Below are 17,468 nucleotides of genomic sequence, written 5' to 3'. Positions count from 1 at the left end.
GCTGGCCTCGCGCTCGGCCTCGCGGGCGCTGCGCCTGGGCACCGGGCCGGTGATCCTGATGCTGCCCGGCTCGCGCGCAGCCGAGGTGACGCGGCTGGCGCCGGTGTTTGGCGATGTGCTGGCGGGGGTGAAGAAGTCGCATCCCGGGGCGCAGGTGCTGCTGCCCACCGTGCCTGCGGTGGCGGGGTTGGTGCGGCAGATGACCGCCAACTGGCCGATTGCGCCGATGATCATCGAGGATGCCGCTGGCAAGGCCGCGGCCTTTGGGGCTGCGGATGTGGCGCTGGCGGCCTCCGGCACGGTGGCGCTGGAACTGGCGGCCAATGGCGTGCCGATGGTGATCGCCTACAACCTGCACCCGGCCAGCATCTTGCTGATGCAATGGCTGGCGCTGACCGACACCGCCTCGCTGGTCAATCTGGTGTCGCAGACCCGGGTGGTGAAGGAATATCTGGGCTGGGGCTGCAAGGCGCATCTGATCCTGCCGACGCTGTTGGAACTGATCGACCAGACCGACAGCACCGAGCGGCTGGGGCAGATCACCGCCATGCAGATGACCATGCTGCGGCTGGGGCAGGGCGGCGAGGCACCGGGGCTGCGGGCCGCAAGATCGGTGCTGGCCCATCTGGGGTGAACAAAATCCTTCCAAGGATTTTGCAAAAGTTTTGCGTAAAAGCTTTTGGCTCCCGGCCTTACCGCCCCTTCCAGATCCAGCCGCCGCCCAGAACCCTGCTGCCTTCAGGGGCGTAGAACACGCAGGCCTGCCCGGCCGAGATGCCGTCTTCGGGGGCCAGCAGTTCCACCTCTGCCTCGGTGGCCGAAAGGGGGCGCACCAGCGCCGGCCGCGGCGGGCGGGTGGAGCGGACCTTGACGTTCAACAGCCATTCCGGCTGGCTGTCGAATGCCGCATCGCCCAGCCAGTTGATTTCGCGCAGCGGCACCCGGCGGGTCGATAGCGCCGCCTTCGGCCCCACCACCACCTGCCGCGTTTCCGGGTCAAGCCGCAGCACATACAGCGGATCAGCCACGCCGCCGATGCCCAGGCCGCGGCGCTGGCCGATGGTGTAGTGGATCACCCCGCGATGCTCGCCCAGCGGCGTGCCATCCAGCCCGACAATCAGCCCCGGCTCGGCGGCACCGGGACGCAGCTTTTCGATCACCGCCGCATAGTCGCCGTTGGGCACAAAGCAGATGTCCTGACTGTCGGGCTTGTCGGCCACCGCCAGCCCATAGCGCGCCGCCAGCGCCCTTGTCTCGGCCTTTGACGCCAGATGCCCCAGCGGAAACCGCAGGTAATCCAGTTGTTCGGCCGTGGTCGAGAACAGGAAATAGCTCTGGTCGCGGGCGGGGTCGGTGGCGCTGTGCAACTCTGGCCCGTGCAGGCCCAGCTTGCGCTGGATATAGTGGCCGGTGGCCATGCAGTCGGCATCAAGCTCGCGGGCGGTGGCCAGCAAGTCCTTGAACTTGACCCGCTCGTTGCAACGGATGCAGGGCACCGGCGTGGCGCCGGCCAGGTAGGCGTCGGCAAATTCGTCGATCACCGCCGCGCGGAAGGTGTTTTCGTAATCCAGCACATAATGCGGAAAGCCCATCGCCTCGGCCACCCGCCGCGCGTCGTGGATATCGCGCCCGGCACAGCAGGCGCCCTTTTTCGCCAGCGCCGCCCCGTGATCGTAAAGCTGCAAGGTAACGCCGACCACGTCATAGCCTTCCTCGGCCAGCATCGCCGCCACCACCGACGAATCAACCCCGCCCGACATCGCCACCACCACCCGCGTCTCCTGCGGCGGTTTGGCCAGGCCAAGCGAATTCAGCGGATGATCAAGCGACATGGGTTCAGCCTGTGGGGGGAAGATACCTGCGCAATATAGGAAAATGCTGTGCATCCTCAACCCCCGGGTTTCACGGATGCTTAAGCCTGATCAGGCAAGGTGGCGCCAAGGAATGAGGGACGTGTGATGTATCTCAAGCGAGTTGACGGACCAAGACAGGTCACCCTGCCCGATGGCACGGTGCTTTCCCGCGCCGATCTGCCCAGCCCGGACACCCGCCGCTGGGTGGCCAGCCGCAAGGCGATCGTGGTCAAGGCGGTGATTTATGGCCTGATCACCCAGAAAGAAGCGCAGGAACGCTATGCCCTGTCCGAGGAGGAGTTCTCGCTTTGGCGCTCTGCCATCGAGTCGCATGGCGAAAATGCCCTGAAGGTCACGGCCATTCAGAAATACAGACAACTTTAGATTGTTTTTTCATTCGGCTCTGCGACAGTAACCAGCGATTAACCATTGATCTGCAGTGTAGTTAATGAACAAGGGACTGATGCGGAGTTAACAAGATGCGTATTCTGCTGGTTGAGGACGACCCCACAACCTCGCGCAGCATCGAACTGATGCTGACCCATGCCAACCTGAACGTCTATTGCACCGATCTGGGCGAGGATGGCATCGATCTTGCCAAACTCTACGACTATGATCTGATCCTGCTGGACCTGAACCTGCCGGACATGAGCGGGCACGAGGTTTTGCGGCAGTTGCGGCTGGCGCGGGTGGAAACCCCGATCCTGATCCTGACCGGGGCCGATGATACCGAGAACAAGATCAAGGGCTTCGGCTTTGGCGCCGATGATTACATGACCAAACCGTTCCACCGCGAGGAACTGGTGGCGCGCATCCATGCCATCATCCGCCGCTCCAAGGGCCATGCGCAATCGGTGATCCGCACCGGCAAGGTCGCGGTGAACCTCGACGCCAAGACCGTCGATGTCGATGGCAAGACCGTGCATCTGACCGGCAAGGAATACCAGATGCTGGAACTGCTCAGCCTGCGCAAGGGCACGACGCTGACCAAGGAAATGTTCCTCAACCATCTTTACGGCGGCATGGACGAGCCGGAACTGAAGATCATCGACGTGTTCATCTGCAAGCTGCGCAAGAAACTGGCCGAGGCCACGGGCGGCCAAAGCTATATCGAAACCGTCTGGGGCCGCGGCTACGTGCTGCGCGATCCTGCCCCCGCCGACATGGAACGCCGTTTCGCCATCGGCGCCTGAGTGCTTTACCTCGCCGGGACGGTCTCCTAAACCATGGGAGAGCGATCCGGGGAGGTGCCGATGCCCGCTGACAAGGCGATTGAGCAGTTGACCGAAGCCGAGGCTGCGGTCGAATGGCAGGAACTGGCGCGCGCCGTGGCGCAGGCCAATATCGACTATCACCAGAATGATGCGCCAAAGCTGACCGATGCCACCTATGATGCGATGAAGCGTCGGCTGGCGGCGATCGAGGTGCTGTTCCCGCAGCTTGCCACCGACAGCCCGACCAGCAAGGTGGGTGCCGCCCCCGCCGATGGCTTTGCCAAGGTGCCGCATGCGGTGCGGATGCTCAGCCTGGAAAACGCCTTTGACGACACTGATGTCACCGATTTCGACGACCGCGTGCGCAAATTCCTTGGCCATGCTGCGCCGTTGACCTACACCGCCGAGCCCAAAATCGACGGGCTGTCGCTCAGCCTGCGCTACGAGGCTGGCGTTCTGGTGCAGGCCGCCACCCGGGGCGATGGTGAGGTCGGCGAGAATGTCACCGACAATGCCCGCACCATCTCCGATATCCCGCAAAGCCTGACCGGCGCGCCCGCGGTGCTGGAGGTGCGTGGCGAGGTCTACATGAGCCACGCCGATTTCGCCGCCCTGAACTCCCGGCAGGCCGCGCGTGGCGAGAAAACCTTTGCCAATCCGCGCAATGCCGCCGCCGGAAGCCTGCGCCAACTGGATGCCAGCATCACCGCCGCCCGACCGCTGCGGTTCTTCGCCTACGCCTGGGGCGCGCTGTCCGAACCGCTGGCGGCGACGCAACTGGAGGCCATCGCCCGGCTGGCCGCCCTGGGTTTTGCCACCAACCCGCTGACCCGCGCCTGCACCAGCCCCGACGACCTGCTGGCCGTCTACCGCGAGATCGAGGCGCAGCGGGCCAGCCTCGGCTATGACATTGATGGCGTGGTTTACAAGGTCAACGACCTGGCCCTGCAAGCCCGCCTCGGCTTTCGTGCCGCCACCCCACGCTGGGCCATCGCCCACAAGTTCCCCGCCGAGCTGGCCTGGACCCGGCTGGAAGCCATCGACATCCAGGTCGGTCGCACCGGCGCGCTTAGCCCGGTAGCGCGGCTGACGCCGGTCACGGTGGGCGGCGTCGTGGTGGCAAATGCCACCCTGCACAACGAAGACTATATCGCCGGGCGCGACTCGAAGGGCAACCCGATCCGCGACGGCAAGGATATCCGCATCGGCGACTGGGTTCAGGTTTACCGCGCCGGCGATGTCATACCAAAAATCAACAATATTGATCTAGAAAAGCGTCCGAAAACCGTTGAAACTTTCACTTTTCCAACAATTTGCCCGCAATGCGGCTCTGACGCCATCCGCGAGGACGGCGATTCCGTACGCCGATGCACCGGCGGACTGATCTGCCCGGCGCAGGCGGTCGAGCGGCTGAAACACTTCGTCTCGCGCGCCGCCTTCGATATTGAAGGCCTTGGGGCCAAGCAGATCGAGGCGTTCTTCAACGACCCCGATCTGCCGCTGAAAACCCCCGCCGACATTTTCACCCTTGCGTCAAGAGACGCCGCCAGCCCACTGAAAAAGCTGAAAAATCGCGACGGCTGGGGCGAGAAATCCGCCACGAACCTGTTCGCCGCCATCGACGAAAAACGCAGCATCCCGCTGCACCGGCTGATCTTTGCGCTGGGCATTCGCCATGTCGGCGAAAGCTCGGCGGCGCTGCTGGCCAACCACTACGGCAGTTGGTCCAACTTCGAGGCGGCGATGACCCATGCCGAGATTGGCCAGGGTGCCGATTGGGCCGACCTGACGGCGATCGACGGGGTGGGCGCGGTGCTGGCGACCTCGCTGATCACCACCTTCCACCAACCCGCCGAACGTGCCGCCATCGACGCGCTGGTGGCGCATCTGACGGTGCAGGACGCCGCCCCGGTGGCCACCGACAGCCCGGTGGCGGGCAAGACCCTGGTGTTCACCGGCACGCTGGAAAAGATGTCGCGCGCCGAGGCCAAGGCCCGCGCCGAAAGCCTTGGTGCAAAGGTTGCGGGCTCGGTCTCGGCGAAAACCGATCTGGTGATCGCCGGTCCGGGGGCCGGGTCCAAGGCCAAGGCCGCCGAAGCCCTGGGCGTTCAGGTGATCGATGAAGCCGCCTGGCTGGCGCTGATCGGCAGCCCATGAGCCGCCCGGAACAGCTTTTCCCGCTGTATGCGGACCTCGAAACGCTGGACGGCGTCGGCCCGAAAACCGCCCGTGCCTTTGCCGCCTTGGGGGTCGAACGCCCCAAGGACCTGTTGTTTTTGCTGCCACATTCCGGCATCGACCGTAGCCGCAAGGCATCGGTGCGCGACGTGGTGCCGCCCTGCACCGTGACGGTCGAGGTCACCGTGGGCGGTCATTTTCCGCCGCGCAGCAAGGGCCGCCCCTACCGGGTGATGGTGCGCGACGAGGCCTTCGAGTTCCAACTGGTGTTCTTCCACGCCCGCGCCGACTATCTGACCAAGCTGCTGCCGACCGGGCAGAAGCGGCTGGTTTCGGGCCGGGTGGAAATCTTTGACGGCGTGGCGCAGATGGTTCATCCCGACCATGTGCTGCGCCCCGAGGAGGCGGGAGAACTGCCGCCCTTCGAGCCAGTCTATCCGCTGACCGCCGGTCTGACGCAGAAACAGGTGGCCAAGGCGGCGCAATCGGCGCTGGCGCGGGCGCCGCAACTGCCGGAGTGGATCGACGGCCCGCTGAAGCTGCGCGAGGGTTGGCCCGATTGGCACGCCGCCATCACCGCCGTCCATGCCCCGCGCACCGCCGCCGATATCGCGCTGACCGCCCCCTATCGGCTGCGGCTGGCCTATGACGAGTTGTTCGCGCATCAGTTGACGCTGTCGCTGGCCCGCGCCTCGCTGCGCCGCGGCAAGGGGGTGGCGAGCCTTGGCACCGGCATCTTGCAGGCCCGGGTTCTGGCCAGTCTGCCCTATGCCGCCACCGCCGCACAGACCCGTGCCGTGGCCGAGATTGCCGCCGACATGGCCACGCCCTTGCGGATGAACCGGTTGCTGCAGGGCGATGTCGGCTCGGGCAAGACCCTGGTGGCGTTTCTGGCGCTGCTGGTGGCGGTGGAATCGGGCGGGCAGGGGGTGATGATGGCCCCCACCGAGATATTGGCGCGGCAGCATCTGGAAATCCTTTCGCCGCTGGCCAAGGCGGCGGGCATTCATCTGGCGCTGCTGACCGGGCGCGACAAGGGCAGCGACCGCGAGGCCAAGCTGGCCGATCTGGCTGCCGGGCGCATCGACGTGCTGGTCGGCACCCATGCGGTGTTCCAGAAAGACGTGCATTTCCATGATCTTAGGCTCGCGGTGGTGGACGAGCAGCACCGCTTTGGCGTGGCGCAACGGATGGAGCTTGGCGCCAAGGGCACTGCCGCCGACGTGCTGGTGATGACCGCCACGCCGATCCCGCGCAGCTTGGCGCTGGCGAGTTATGGCGACATGGATGTGTCGGTGCTGGACGAAAAACCCGCCGGTCGCAAGCCGGTGAAAACCGCGCTGATCACCACCGCCCGGATCGACGAGGTGGTGGCGCATCTGACGCGTGCCGTGGCCGAGGGGCGGCAGGTCTATTGGGTCTGCCCGCTGGTCGAGGACAGCGAACTGGTCGATTACGCCTCGGCCGAAGCGCGGTTCCAGCAGTTGCGCGCCGCCTTGGGCGAAGGCGTGGTGGGGCTGGTGCATGGCCAGATGCCGCCCGCCGACAAGGATGCCGCCATGGCCAGCTTTGTCGCCGGGAAAACCGCGGTGCTGGTGGCCACCACGGTGATCGAGGTCGGCGTCAACGTGCCCAACGCCTCGATCATGGTGATCGAGCGGGCCGAGATTTTCGGTCTGGCGCAGTTGCACCAGTTGCGCGGCCGGGTCGGGCGCGGCGCGGCGCAATCGACCTGCCTCTTGATGTACCAGGCGCCGTTGTCCGAAGGCGGGATGCGCCGCCTGACCACGCTGCGCGACACCGAGGACGGCTTTCGCATTGCCGAGGAAGACCTGGCGATGCGCGGCGCCGGCGATCTGATCGGCACCGCCCAATCCGGCCTGCCGAAGTTTCGCGTGGCCGACCTGGAACGCCAGTCGGCGCTGATGGCCGTCGCCCAATCCGACGCCCGTCGCCTGCTGGCAGAAGACCCCGGCCTGCAAAGCCCGCGCGGCAAGGCCGCCCGCCTGCTGCTGTGGCTGCTGGATCAGGACCGCGCCATCAAGCTGATTTCGGTCGGCTGATTCGCCTTGGTTTTAGCCTGGTCTAGATGCCCAACCTGCTGACTCTCCTCCATAATCGCCTTTTGTTCCCAAATGTTCCTAAAAAGTTCTTTACACATGGTTAAGAACGTGAGAACAATTGGGCAACAAAACAGGAGGTGACCCATGCTGACCCAGATCAAAGCCATCCTCGCCCGTTCCCAAGGCACCCTGATCGAAGACGCCATCGGCGTGGCTTCGCTGTTTTCCCTTTTGATTGTCGGGCTTTACCTGCCCGCGCTTGTCTGACGCCTACTGCCTGCGGTCTGTTTTCGGACGCTGCATCTGTCCCCAAGTGATGCCAAGCGTTTTGCCTCTCTGACGCCGGGGCTGTCCTGCCCCCCTGTCCGAGCAGATACGCCACTTGCCGCCGCCTTCACCCGAAGTGCGGCGGCTTTTTTATGCCGCCATCGCTTCGGCCAAAGCTTCGATTGCCAGCAGGATCGAGGCGTGGCGGTTGCGGTATTCCCGCGCGGGCAGAAGCACCTCGAAGCCGTCGAAGGGCGGCAAAGGCACCGGCCCCGAATCGGTCAGCATCGCCCGCAGCGCATCGCGTGCGGCCTCCACTTCGGCCAACGAACGCCCCAAAGCCGCCGACCCCAGCACCGAAGCCGCGGCCTGACCCAAGGCGCAGGCCTTCACGTCCTGGGCGAACTCGGTCACCCGGCCACCCTGCATCACCACATCCACCGTTACGGTTGACCCACACAGCGGCGAGCGGCGCTGCGCCGTGCCGGTGGGCGCCGCAAGCCGCCCCAGATGCGGGATATCGGCGGCGAGTTGCAGGATTCGCCCCGAGTAAAGCCTGATCAGATCGCTGTCGCTCATACCTTCCCCGGGTCGCTGTCGCTCATGGCTTCCCTCGCCTGCCGCCCTGCCTTAGATAGACCGCCAAGCCCGCCTTTGCAAAGGACCGACCCATGGCCTTCGACCCCAAAAGCCTGACCTATGACGCCAATGGTCTTTTGCCGGTGATCGCGCAGGACCATGCCTCGGGCGAGGTGCTGATGCTGGCCTGGATGAACGCCGAGGCGGTGGCGCAGACGCTGCAAACCGGGCGGGTCACCTATTGGTCGCGCTCGCGGCAGGCGTTCTGGGTCAAGGGCGAAACCTCGGGGCATGTGCAAAGGCTGGTCGAGCTGCGGCTGGATTGCGACCGCGATTGCCTGCTGGCGCTGGTGGAACAGCAGGGCCCCGCCTGCCACACCAACCGCCGGTCGTGTTTCTATACGGCGCTGCGGGACGGCGACGAGGTGGTGATTTCCGACCCCATCGCCTGAAACCCGACCATTCGGCGGATGTCGGCGGGCGTGGCCCCCTCGGCACGATACTTAGCCAAAGCCCGGGCATCGTCGCGCTTGGCCAGCCGCTTGCCCTGATCGTCGCGGATCAGCCGGTGGTGGTGATACGCGGGCGAGGGCAGGCCCAGAAGCCCTTGCAAAACCAGATGAATCGGCGTGGCGGAGAACAGGTCTTCGCCGCGCGTCACCTCGGTGATGCCTTGGGCCGCATCATCCACCACCACCGCCAGATGATAGGACGTGTCGATATCCCGCCGCGCCAGCACGATATCGCCAACCTCGCGGGCCATGAAAGTGGCGTCGAAATGGTGCTGCCCGGCCTTGGTGCCGGTTTCCGTGAAGCCAACCTCTCCCAGCAGCGCCATCGCCTTGCCCATGTCCAGCCGAACGGCACCTTCCCCCTGCCGCCCGCGGCAAGTGCCGGGATAGACCGGCCCATCCGGCCCGATCACCCCTTCCTGCGGTGCCGAAAGCGCTGCCCGAATGTCGCCCCGGCTGCAAGCGCAGGCATAGGTCAGCCCCAGCGCCGCCAGCCGGTCCAGCGCCGCGGCATAGGCGGGCGCGCGGCTGCTTTGCCGCATCACCGGGGTTTCCCAGACCAGCCCCAGCCAGCGCAGATCGTCGTAAATCGCCGCCTCCCACGCCGGTTTGCAGCGGGCGCTGTCGATATCCTCGATCCGCAACAGGAAGCGATCACCGCGCGCCGCCGCCACCAGCGCTGCATAGGCATGGCCCAGATGCAGCGGCCCGGTGGGCGAGGGGGCAAAGCGCGTTACCCGAGCCACCCGAGAAACGCCTCCTTGGCGCGGTCGGTATAGGCCTTGTAGCGGTCCTTGCGGCCACGCCGCCCGCCCTTGGCGTCATTGGGCGGAAACAGCCCGAAATTCACGTTCATCGGCTGGAAGGTCTTGGCCTCGGCACCGCCGGTGATGTGGTGGATCAGCGCCCCCATGGCGGTTTCGGGGGGCGGTGGCGGCAGATCGCGGCCCAGCAGTTCCGCCGCCGCCATCCGCCCGGCCAAGAGGCCCATGGCTGCGGATTCCACATAGCCCTCGACCCCGGTGATCTGGCCCGCAAACCGCAGGTTGGGCCGCGATTTCAGCCGCATCCGGTTGTCCAGCAGCGTCGGGGAATTCAGGAAGGTGTTGCGGTGGATGCCGCCAAGTCGGGCAAAACGGGCATCCTGCAAGCCGGGAATCATCTTGAAAACAGTGGTTTGTGCGCCATACTTCATCTTGGTCTGGAAGCCGACGATGTTGTAAAGCGTGCCCAGCTTGTTGTCGCGGCGCAGTTGCACCACGGCATAAGGCTTGACCCCCGGTGCATGGGCGTTGGTCAGGCCCACCGGCTTCATCGGGCCAAAGCGCAGAGTCTCGCGGCCGCGTTCGGCCATCACTTCGATGGGCAGGCAGCCGTCGAAGTAGCTGGCCGTTTCGCCTTCGTGAAACTCGGTCTTTTCGGCGGCCAGCAGCGCGTCGATGAAGGCCTCGTATTGCGCACGGTCCATCGGGCAGTTCATGTAGGCGGTCTGCTCCTCCGCCGTCTCGCCCTTGTCGTAGCGCGATTGCATCCAGGCCACCGACATATCGACCGTATCGGCATAAACAATCGGTGCGATGGCATCAAAGAACGCCAAAGCCTCGGCCCCGGTCGCGGCGCGGATGCTTTCCGCCAGCGCGCCCGAGGTCAGCGGGCCGGTGGCGATGATCCATGATCCACTTGAAGGAAGCTCGGTAACCTCTTCACAACACGTCGAAATCAACGGATGCGCCAGAAGCCGCGCCGTCACCGCCGCCGAAAACGCCTCGCGGTCCACCGCCAGCGCACCACCCGCAGGCAGCCGGTGTGCGGCGGCCATCTCCATGATCAACCCGCCCGCCGCCCGCATTTCCCAATGCAGAAGGCCGACGGCATTGCGCTCGTCATCGTCCGAGCGGAACGAGTTGGAACAGACCATTTCGGCAAAATTGCCGCCGCGATGCGCGAAGGTGGCAACCTTTGGGCGCATCTCGTGGATCACCACCGGCACCCCGGCTTGCGCCACCTGCCAAGCCGCTTCCGACCCCGCCAAACCGCCGCCGATGATGTGAACTGCTTGCGTCATGCCCGCCATTTAGGGCGTTTGCGGCGGGAAGGAAAGCGGTGGCTTGCACAGCAAAAAGGGGCAAGGAAACCTTGCCCCCCTGATCCGATCCGAACCCGTCTCAGTCGCTGGGATAGAGGTCGGTAAAGCTGTGCTGCCCGAAGGTCGCGCCTTGGCCAAAGTCGTAGGTCACGCCCAGCGTTGCGACGTTCACGTTGTCGGTATTCCATTTGTGGTTGCCATAGGTCACCGAAAGGTCAACATTTGGCATCACTTCATAGCTCACGCCCATGTAGAAGTATTTGTCGGTCCAGCCCGACGAACTGTGCGAGGTGTGCGCGCCCCCCAACAGGGCTGACCGCTGGCCGAACGAATATTCGCCATCAATGAACAGATCAGTAGAATGCCAGGCGGAGTGGCTGTCTTCGTAGCTGCTGATCGCCGCCTTGATCGCGACCGGGCCGCTTGTGAAGGCGGTTGCGACGCCGAAATAGGTGTAGTCATCATTGCCGCCGAACGTCTCGCTGCCGACAAAGGCCGCCAGATCGGTGGCACCCAGATCATACGTCAGTTGCACTTCGCCCGAACGTGCCACGGTATCGTCGGTGTAGTCGGCAAATTTCAGGCCGACCTGCATGCCAATCGCACCGGAAAGACCGAAGGCCAGGTTGCCGCTGACCTGCGTCTGGTTGAAGTCTTTGTTGTGACCCCAGCGCAGCGCCACGTCGCCGCCGGTAAATTCGAAGGCCATGGCGGATTGTGCAAAGACGCCCAGTGCTGCAACAGTTGCCAGAAGAGTTTTCATCGCTCTGATCCTCATATTTTTTCGTTGCGCAACTTTAGCATGATTTGTCGGTGCCCGGGATTGCCGATCCGGTAAAAAGTTGCGCCGATGCAGCCATGCCACAAGGCTGCATTTCAGCATTTCTCTTTTCATATCAGTGCGATGGTTGCTTCGCCTTGCCTTGGCAGCACCAAGCAGCCCTCACCGGTTGCGCAAGGCCGCGCGCTCGGCCGCCACGAACCCGGCAAGGTCAGGCGCGGGGTCGCGCCCCAACCTGCGGGCCGCGTCAAAGAACCCCGGCGCGGGCAACCCGCCGCCAAGCCTGCCGCAGCAAACCGCCGCGCGGAACGGCCGCCCCTGCGCCGCATCTTCGGCCATCAGCGCCTCCAGCGCCGTGGTCAGCCGGGCAATTGCGCCCGGCCCGGGCACGGCCAGTTCACGCGCCAGGGCGCCGTAAGTGATGGTCTGCCCTGCGGCGGCCAGACCTTCCAGCCGCGCCGCAAGCCCCGCAATCACGCCTCGTCGTCGCCCTGTTCGGCCACCCGCGCCACCGAGACCACCTGCTCGTCGCCGCCGGTGTTGAACACCTTGACCCCGCCCGCCGAGCGCGAGCGGAAGCTGATCTGCGCCACCGGCACCCGGATCGACTGGCCGGTGGAGGTGGCCAGCATGATCTGGTCCGACATCTCGACCGGGAAGGACGCCACCAGCGGCCCGCCGCGCATCGCGCCATCCATCGCCTTCACGCCCATGCCGCCGCGACCGCGCACCGGGTAATCGTGGCTGGAGGTCAGCTTGCCGGAGCCGCTTGTGGTGATGGTCAGGATCAGGTCTTCCGCCGCCGACATTTCGGCATAGCGTTCGGTGGAAAGCTGGCCCGCGGCCACCGCCACCTCGTCTTCATCGGCCTCGGTCTCGTCATCCACCGCGCCTGCCATCAGGCGGCGCTGTTTCAGATAGGCTTCGCGTTCCGCCGGGTCGGCCTCGAAATGCCGGATGATCGCCATCGACACCACCCGGTCCTCGGCGCCCAGCCGGATGCCGCGCACGCCGGTCGAGCCGCGCGACTTGAACACCCGGATCTCGGTGGTCGGGAAGCGGATCGCCCGGCCGCCGGAGGTCACCAGCATCACATCGTCATTCTCGTCGGCAATCGCCGCGTTCACCAGGCTGACGCCCTCGGGCAATTTCATCGCGATCTTGCCGTTGCGCATGACGTTGGTGAAATCCGAAAGATCGTTCTGCCGCACGTCGCCATCCGAGGTGGCAAAGACGATCTGCAGGCTTTCCCATTCCTCCTCGGGCACATCGACCGGCATAAGTGCTGCAATCGAAACCCCCTGCGCGATCGGCAGGATGTTGACGATGGCCTTGCCCTTGGCCTGCCGCCCCGCCAGCGGCAAGCGCCAGGTCTTCAGCTTGTAAACCATGCCATCGGTGGTGAAGAACAAAAGCTGCGTGTGGGTGTTGGCCACGAACAGCGTCGTCACCACGTCGTCTTCCTTGGTGGACATCGACGCCAGACCCTTGCCGCCGCGGTTCTGGCTGCGGAACTCGGCCAAGGGCGTGCGCTTGATGTAGCCGCCCGAGGTGATGGTCACCACCATATCCTCGCGCTCGATCAGGTCTTCGTCTTCCATGTCGCCCGACCAGTCGACAATCTCGGTGCGGCGCGGCACGGCGAACAGGGCGCGCATTTCCGCCAGTTCGGTGGAGATGATCGCCATGATCCGGTCGCGCGAGCCAAGGATTTCAAGGTAGTCCCTGATCTTGCCGGCAAGGTCGAGCAACTCGTCGGTGATCTCCTTGACGCCCATCGCGGTCAGGCGCTGCAAGCGCAGGTCCAGGATGGCGCGGGCCTGAATTTCCGACAGGTTGTAGGTGCCATCCTCGTTGACCTTGTGGGTCGGGTCATCGATCAGCTTGATGAACGGGATGATCTCGCCCGCGGGCCAGCGCCGGGTCATCAGCCGCTCCCGCGCCTCTGCCGGGTCGGCCGAGGAGCGGATGGTCGCCACCACCTCATCGACGTTGGCCACCGCCACCGCAAGGCCGCACAGGATATGGCTGCGCTCGCGGGCCTTGCGCAATTCGAACGCGGTGCGCCGGGCCACCACTTCCTCGCGGAAGGTGATGAAATGCGTCAGAAAATCGCGCAGCGCCAGTTGTTCGGGGCGCCCGCCGTTCAGCGCCAGCATGTTGCAGGCAAAGCTGATCTGCATCGGCGTAAAGCGGTAAAGCTGGTTCAGCACCACATCGGCGGTGGCGTCGCGCTTGAGTTCGATCACCACCCGCACGCCGATCCGGTCGGATTCGTCCTGCACATGGGCGATGCCCTCGATCTTCTTTTCGCGCACCTGTTCCGCGATGATCTCGATCATCCGGGCCTTGTTCACCTGGTAGGGGATCTCGTCGATGATGATGGCAAAGCGGTCCTTGCGGATCTCCTCGATCCGGGTTTTCGCCCGCACGATGATCGAGCCGCGGCCCTCCAGGTAGGCTTTCCGCGCACCGGAGCGGCCCAGGATGGTGGCGCCGGTGGGAAAATCGGGGGCCGGGATGATCTCCATCAAGGCTTCGGTCGACAGGTCGGGGTTGGCGATCAGCGCCAGCGTGCCGTCGATCACCTCGCCCAGGTTGTGCGGCGGAATCCGGGTGGCCATGCCGACCGCGATGCCTTCGGCACCGTTGACAAGCATGTTGGGGAATCGCGCCGGCAGCACCGTCGGCTCGCGGTCCTTGCCGTCGTAATTGTCCTGAAAATCAACGGTGTCCTTATCGATATCGGCCAGAAGGAAGGCGGCGGGCTTGTCCATCCGCACTTCGGTATAACGCATGGCGGCGGCGCCATCGCCGTCCATCGAGCCGAAGTTGCCCTGACCGTCCAGCAGCTTCAGGCTCATCGAGAACGGCTGCGCCATCCGCACCAGCGCGTCATAGATCGAGGCGTCGCCGTGCGGGTGGTATTTCCCCATGGTGTCGCCCACCGGGCGGGCCGATTTGCGATAGGGTTTGTCCGAGGTGTTGCCGGTCTCGTGCATGGCAAATAGCACGCGGCGGTGCACCGGTTTCAAGCCATCGCGCAGGTCGGGGATGGCGCGAGAGACGATCACGCTCATCGCATAGTCAAGATAGGCGGTCTTCATCTCGGCCGAGATCGAGACCTGCGGGCCGTGGAACACCGGACGTTCGGGAATTTCGCTAGGGGTTTCAGTGTCTTCGGGGTGATCGGTCAAGGTGGCGCAACTTTCTGGCTGGCCCGCGGGCGGGTGCTATATATTGTTGCCCCATCTATAGCCCATCGCGGATATGGGGTGCAATCGAAAGCGTCCAACCGGGCGCTCCGCCCTCCCTTGCGGTCGCTTGTCGCTGATCAGCGCGGAGGCCGGTCAGGGCCGACAAGCGGCCCGCAGCAGCATGCCGTAAAGGTCGCGCGGGTCGTCGGGGTCAGCGATCATGTCGAGATTGTCGAAATGCCCGGTCTGCCGGGCCTTGGCCAGAATGTAGCGCAGGGCGCTGAAATCCTCGATGGCGAAGCCCACGCTGTCGAACAGGGTGATCTGGCGGGCATCGGTTCGCCCCGGCGTTTGCCCGGCAATCACCTGCCAAAGCTCGGTCACCGGATGATCCGCGGGCAGTTGCTGAATTTCGCCCTCGATCCGGGTCTGGTCGGGGTATTCCACGAAAATCCCCGAACGCAGCAGGATGTCGCGGTGCAACTCGGTCTTGCCGGGGCAATCGCCGCCCACCGCGTTGATGTGGACGCCCGCACCCACCATGTTGTCGGTCAGGATGGTGGCATATTGCTTGTCGGCGGTCACCGTGGTGATGATCTGCGCGCCTTCGATGGCGGCTTCCGGACTGCCGCAGGCCACCACCCGCAGGCCGCTGCCGGCCAGATTGGTCACGCATTTCGCGGTGGCTTCGGGGTCGATATCGTAAAGCCGAACCTCGGTGATGCCGCAGACCGCCTTGAAACCCAGCGCCTGAAACTCGGCCTGCGCGCCATTGCCGATCAGCGCCATGCTGGTGGCGCCCGCCGGTGCCAGCCATTTCGCCGCCATGGCGCTGGTGGCTGCCGTGCGCAGCGCCGTCAGGATGGTCATTTCCGACAACAGCAGCGGATAGCCGGTGGCCACATCGGCCAAAAGGCCAAAGGCGGTAACGGTTTGCAGGCCTTTCTTCATGTTCGACGGATGGCCGTTGACGTATTTGAAACCATAGGTCTCGCCATCCGAGGTCGGCATCAACTCGATCACGCCAACGTCGGAATGGCTGGCCACGCGCGGGGTCTTGTCGAAGGCCGGCCAGCGGCGGAAATCGGCCTCGATCTCGGCGGCAAGGTCGCACAGCACGCGCTCGACGCCCAGATGCAGCACCAGTTGCATCATCCGCTCGACGCTGACGAAAGGCACCAGGTTCAGGGTCATGCGTAGCCCCTTGTCGGGCGGTCGAACACCTTGCGGCCCATCAGGCTGGCCACCAGATCGACCATCAGCCGCGCGGTGCGACCCCTCTCGTCCAGAAACGGGTTCAACTCCACCAGGTCCAGCGAGGTGACAAGGCCGCTTTCATGCAAAAGCTCCATCACCAGATGCGCCTCGCGGAAGGTGGTGCCGCCGGGGACGGTGGTGCCGACCGCAGGCGCGATCGAGGGGTCGAGGAAATCGACATCCAGACTGACATGCAGCATGCCGCCCGCCGCCCGCACGGTTTCCAGGAACTCGCGCAGGGGGGCCACGATGCCGCGTTCGTCCAGCACCCGCATGTCGTTGATGGCGATGTCGTGGCGCAGCAAGGCCGCATGTTCGGCGGGGTCAACCGAGCGGATGCCGTAAAGGCAGATGCGTTCCGCCGGAATCGGCGCGGGGAAGGGCGGGAAGGCGTCAAAGCCGCTGCGCCCGGCGATATAGGCGACCGGGGTGCCGTGCAGGTTGCCCGAAGTGGTGGTCATCGGCGTGTGGAAATCGGAATGGGCGTCCAGCCACAGCAGGAACAGCGTCCGCCCCTGCCGTGCGGCATGGGCGGCGGCACCGGCCACCGAGCCCAAGGCCAGCGAATGATCGCCGCCGAGGATGATCGGCAGGCTGCCCGCCGAAAGCGCGTCGTCGGTCTTGTCGGCCAAGGCCTCGGTCCAGCCGAGGGTCTCGGCCAGTGAATGAACGGCGGGGTTTTCGCAGGCTACTGCGGCCAGATCGCCCAGGGCCAGATCGCCCCAGTCCTCCAGCCCATGCCCCAGATCGCGGATCGCCTGCGCGATACCGGCGACGCGAAGGGCGGCAGGCCCCATCAGGCAGCCGGGGCGGCGTTGGCCGCTGTCGATGGGCGCGCCGATCAGAACGACATTGGGCATGGGCATCTCCTTCAGGTCGGGCTTCAGGTCGGGGGAAGATTTATGCAGCTTGCGGCAAATCCTAGCTGCATTATTGTCGCTTTGCACAAGCCAATGCGCGAAACGGCGGGAAATGTGACCATGATGGACGATACCGACCACCGGCTGATCGCCGAGCTGCGCCGCGATGGCCGCGCCTCGCTGTCTGATCTGGCGGCGATCCTGAACCTTTCCCGCGCCACGGTGCGGGCGCGGATGGACCGGCTGGCGGCGCGGGGCGAGATTGCCGGGTTTACCGTGCTGACCCGAGGCGATGTGAACCCGGCTCCGGTGCGGGCGCTGATGCTGATCGGCATCGAGGGCCGCGGCGCCGAGCGCATCACCGCCCGGCTGTCCGGCCTGCCTGCGGTGCAGGCGGTACATTCGACCAACGGCAAATGGGATCTGATCGCCGAGATCGGCACCGCGACGCTGCCGGAACTCGACGAGGTGATCGCAAAGGTCCGCAACATCGAGGGTGTCACCACATCCGAGACCAACCTGCTCTTGACCACCCGCAAGGCCGGGCGGCGTTGATCACGGCTGCGCGAGCCGATTGCCGCGACCCGTATCAACCTTGGACAGCGCCGCATTTGCGCATAA

16 protein-coding genes and 1 pseudogene are annotated in these 17,468 nt (G+C 65.0%); 8 read left to right on the top strand and 9 right to left on the bottom strand.

Annotation, left to right across the window (positions count from 1 at the left end; genetic code table 11):
• Positions 1 to 634: pseudogene (locus tag RSW2DRAFT_RS13790) on the top strand (lipid-A-disaccharide synthase); the annotation flags it as partial.
• A gap of 58 nt (positions 635 to 692) precedes the next feature.
• Here the strand turns inward: RSW2DRAFT_RS13790 and mnmA are convergent.
• Positions 693 to 1,832, bottom strand: a complete 1,140-nt coding sequence (mnmA, locus tag RSW2DRAFT_RS13785; protein WP_008031958.1) for a tRNA 2-thiouridine(34) synthase MnmA — start codon at positions 1,830 to 1,832, stop codon at positions 693 to 695.
• 126 nt (positions 1,833 to 1,958) lie between these two features.
• On the opposite strand from mnmA, the gene sciP reads away from it, so the two are divergent.
• The 5 genes from sciP (at position 1,959) to RSW2DRAFT_RS18735 (ending at position 7,575) form a co-directional block, all read left to right on the top strand.
• Complete coding sequence (gene sciP, locus RSW2DRAFT_RS13780; RefSeq protein ID WP_008031955.1) at positions 1,959 to 2,237, top strand: CtrA inhibitor SciP; 279 nt, start codon at positions 1,959 to 1,961, stop codon at positions 2,235 to 2,237.
• Positions 2,238 to 2,332: 95 nt separating this feature from the next.
• Positions 2,333 to 3,046 (top strand): response regulator transcription factor CtrA, encoded by a 714-nt coding sequence (ctrA, locus tag RSW2DRAFT_RS13775; protein ID WP_008031953.1) that lies wholly within the window; start codon positions 2,333 to 2,335, stop codon positions 3,044 to 3,046.
• Positions 3,047 to 3,106: 60 nt separating this feature from the next.
• The gene (gene ligA, locus RSW2DRAFT_RS13770; RefSeq protein ID WP_008031951.1) at positions 3,107 to 5,224 is read left to right on the top strand and encodes an NAD-dependent DNA ligase LigA; all 2,118 of its coding nucleotides are present in this window, start codon (positions 3,107 to 3,109) and stop codon (positions 5,222 to 5,224) included.
• Positions 5,221 to 7,308 carry an ATP-dependent DNA helicase RecG gene (gene recG / locus RSW2DRAFT_RS13765; RefSeq protein WP_008031950.1) on the top strand — a complete coding sequence of 696 codons (2,088 nt, stop codon included), beginning with the start codon at positions 5,221 to 5,223 and terminating at the stop codon, positions 7,306 to 7,308. The genes ligA and recG overlap by 4 nt, the downstream gene beginning before the upstream one ends.
• A 144-nt stretch (positions 7,309 to 7,452) precedes the next feature.
• A complete protein-coding gene (locus tag RSW2DRAFT_RS18735; RefSeq protein WP_008031947.1) occupies positions 7,453 to 7,575 on the top strand; it encodes a hypothetical protein in 123 nt (40 codons plus the stop codon).
• 150 nt (positions 7,576 to 7,725) lie between these two features.
• On the opposite strand, the gene RSW2DRAFT_RS13755 is transcribed toward RSW2DRAFT_RS18735, so the two are convergent.
• A complete protein-coding gene (locus RSW2DRAFT_RS13755; protein ID WP_008031945.1) occupies positions 7,726 to 8,154 on the bottom strand; it encodes an iron-sulfur cluster assembly scaffold protein in 429 nt (142 codons plus the stop codon).
• A gap of 92 nt (positions 8,155 to 8,246) precedes the next feature.
• Between RSW2DRAFT_RS13755 and hisI the strand changes: the two genes are divergently transcribed.
• A complete protein-coding gene (gene hisI, locus RSW2DRAFT_RS13750; protein WP_008031943.1) occupies positions 8,247 to 8,606 on the top strand; it encodes a phosphoribosyl-AMP cyclohydrolase in 360 nt (119 codons plus the stop codon).
• Here hisI and gluQRS read toward each other — a convergent pair.
• The 7 genes from gluQRS to rocF all read right to left on the bottom strand — a co-directional run bounded on the left by gluQRS (position 8,552) and on the right by rocF (position 16,847).
• Positions 8,552 to 9,412, bottom strand: a complete 861-nt coding sequence (gluQRS, locus tag RSW2DRAFT_RS13745) for a tRNA glutamyl-Q(34) synthetase GluQRS (RefSeq protein WP_008031941.1) — start codon at positions 9,410 to 9,412, stop codon at positions 8,552 to 8,554. The two genes, hisI and gluQRS, sit on opposite strands and share 55 nt — an antisense overlap.
• Positions 9,400 to 10,731, bottom strand: a complete 1,332-nt coding sequence (gene trmFO / locus RSW2DRAFT_RS13740) for a methylenetetrahydrofolate--tRNA-(uracil(54)-C(5))-methyltransferase (FADH(2)-oxidizing) TrmFO (protein ID WP_040672253.1) — start codon at positions 10,729 to 10,731, stop codon at positions 9,400 to 9,402. Before trmFO ends, gluQRS begins: the two co-directional genes overlap by 13 nt.
• Before the next feature lie 100 nt (positions 10,732 to 10,831).
• Positions 10,832 to 11,515 (bottom strand): hypothetical protein, encoded by a 684-nt coding sequence (locus RSW2DRAFT_RS13735; protein WP_008031939.1) that lies wholly within the window; start codon positions 11,513 to 11,515, stop codon positions 10,832 to 10,834.
• 180 nt (positions 11,516 to 11,695) lie between these two features.
• Entirely contained in the window at positions 11,696 to 12,010 is a 315-nt protein-coding gene (locus RSW2DRAFT_RS13730) for a hypothetical protein (protein ID WP_008031938.1), read from the bottom strand.
• Positions 12,007 to 14,730 (bottom strand): DNA gyrase subunit A, encoded by a 2,724-nt coding sequence (gyrA, locus tag RSW2DRAFT_RS13725; RefSeq protein WP_008031937.1) that lies wholly within the window; start codon positions 14,728 to 14,730, stop codon positions 12,007 to 12,009. The genes RSW2DRAFT_RS13730 and gyrA overlap by 4 nt, the downstream gene beginning before the upstream one ends.
• A gap of 153 nt (positions 14,731 to 14,883) precedes the next feature.
• Positions 14,884 to 15,924, bottom strand: coding sequence for an ornithine cyclodeaminase (locus RSW2DRAFT_RS13720; RefSeq protein ID WP_008031936.1), 1,041 nt, complete (start codon positions 15,922 to 15,924; stop codon positions 14,884 to 14,886).
• Positions 15,921 to 16,847 (bottom strand): arginase, encoded by a 927-nt coding sequence (gene rocF, locus RSW2DRAFT_RS13715; protein ID WP_008031935.1) that lies wholly within the window; start codon positions 16,845 to 16,847, stop codon positions 15,921 to 15,923. The genes RSW2DRAFT_RS13720 and rocF overlap by 4 nt, the downstream gene beginning before the upstream one ends.
• A gap of 123 nt (positions 16,848 to 16,970) precedes the next feature.
• Here rocF and RSW2DRAFT_RS13710 point away from each other — a divergent pair, with 123 nt between their 5' ends.
• Complete coding sequence (locus RSW2DRAFT_RS13710; RefSeq protein ID WP_040672249.1) at positions 16,971 to 17,402, top strand: Lrp/AsnC family transcriptional regulator; 432 nt, start codon at positions 16,971 to 16,973, stop codon at positions 17,400 to 17,402.
• Positions 17,403 to 17,468 lie beyond the last annotated feature (66 nt).

Source organism: Rhodobacter ferrooxidans (assembly GCF_000176015.1).
Lineage (GTDB): Bacteria > Pseudomonadota > Alphaproteobacteria > Rhodobacterales > Rhodobacteraceae > Pseudorhodobacter_B > Pseudorhodobacter_B ferrooxidans.
This window is presented reverse-complemented; position numbering and strand designations above follow the sequence as displayed.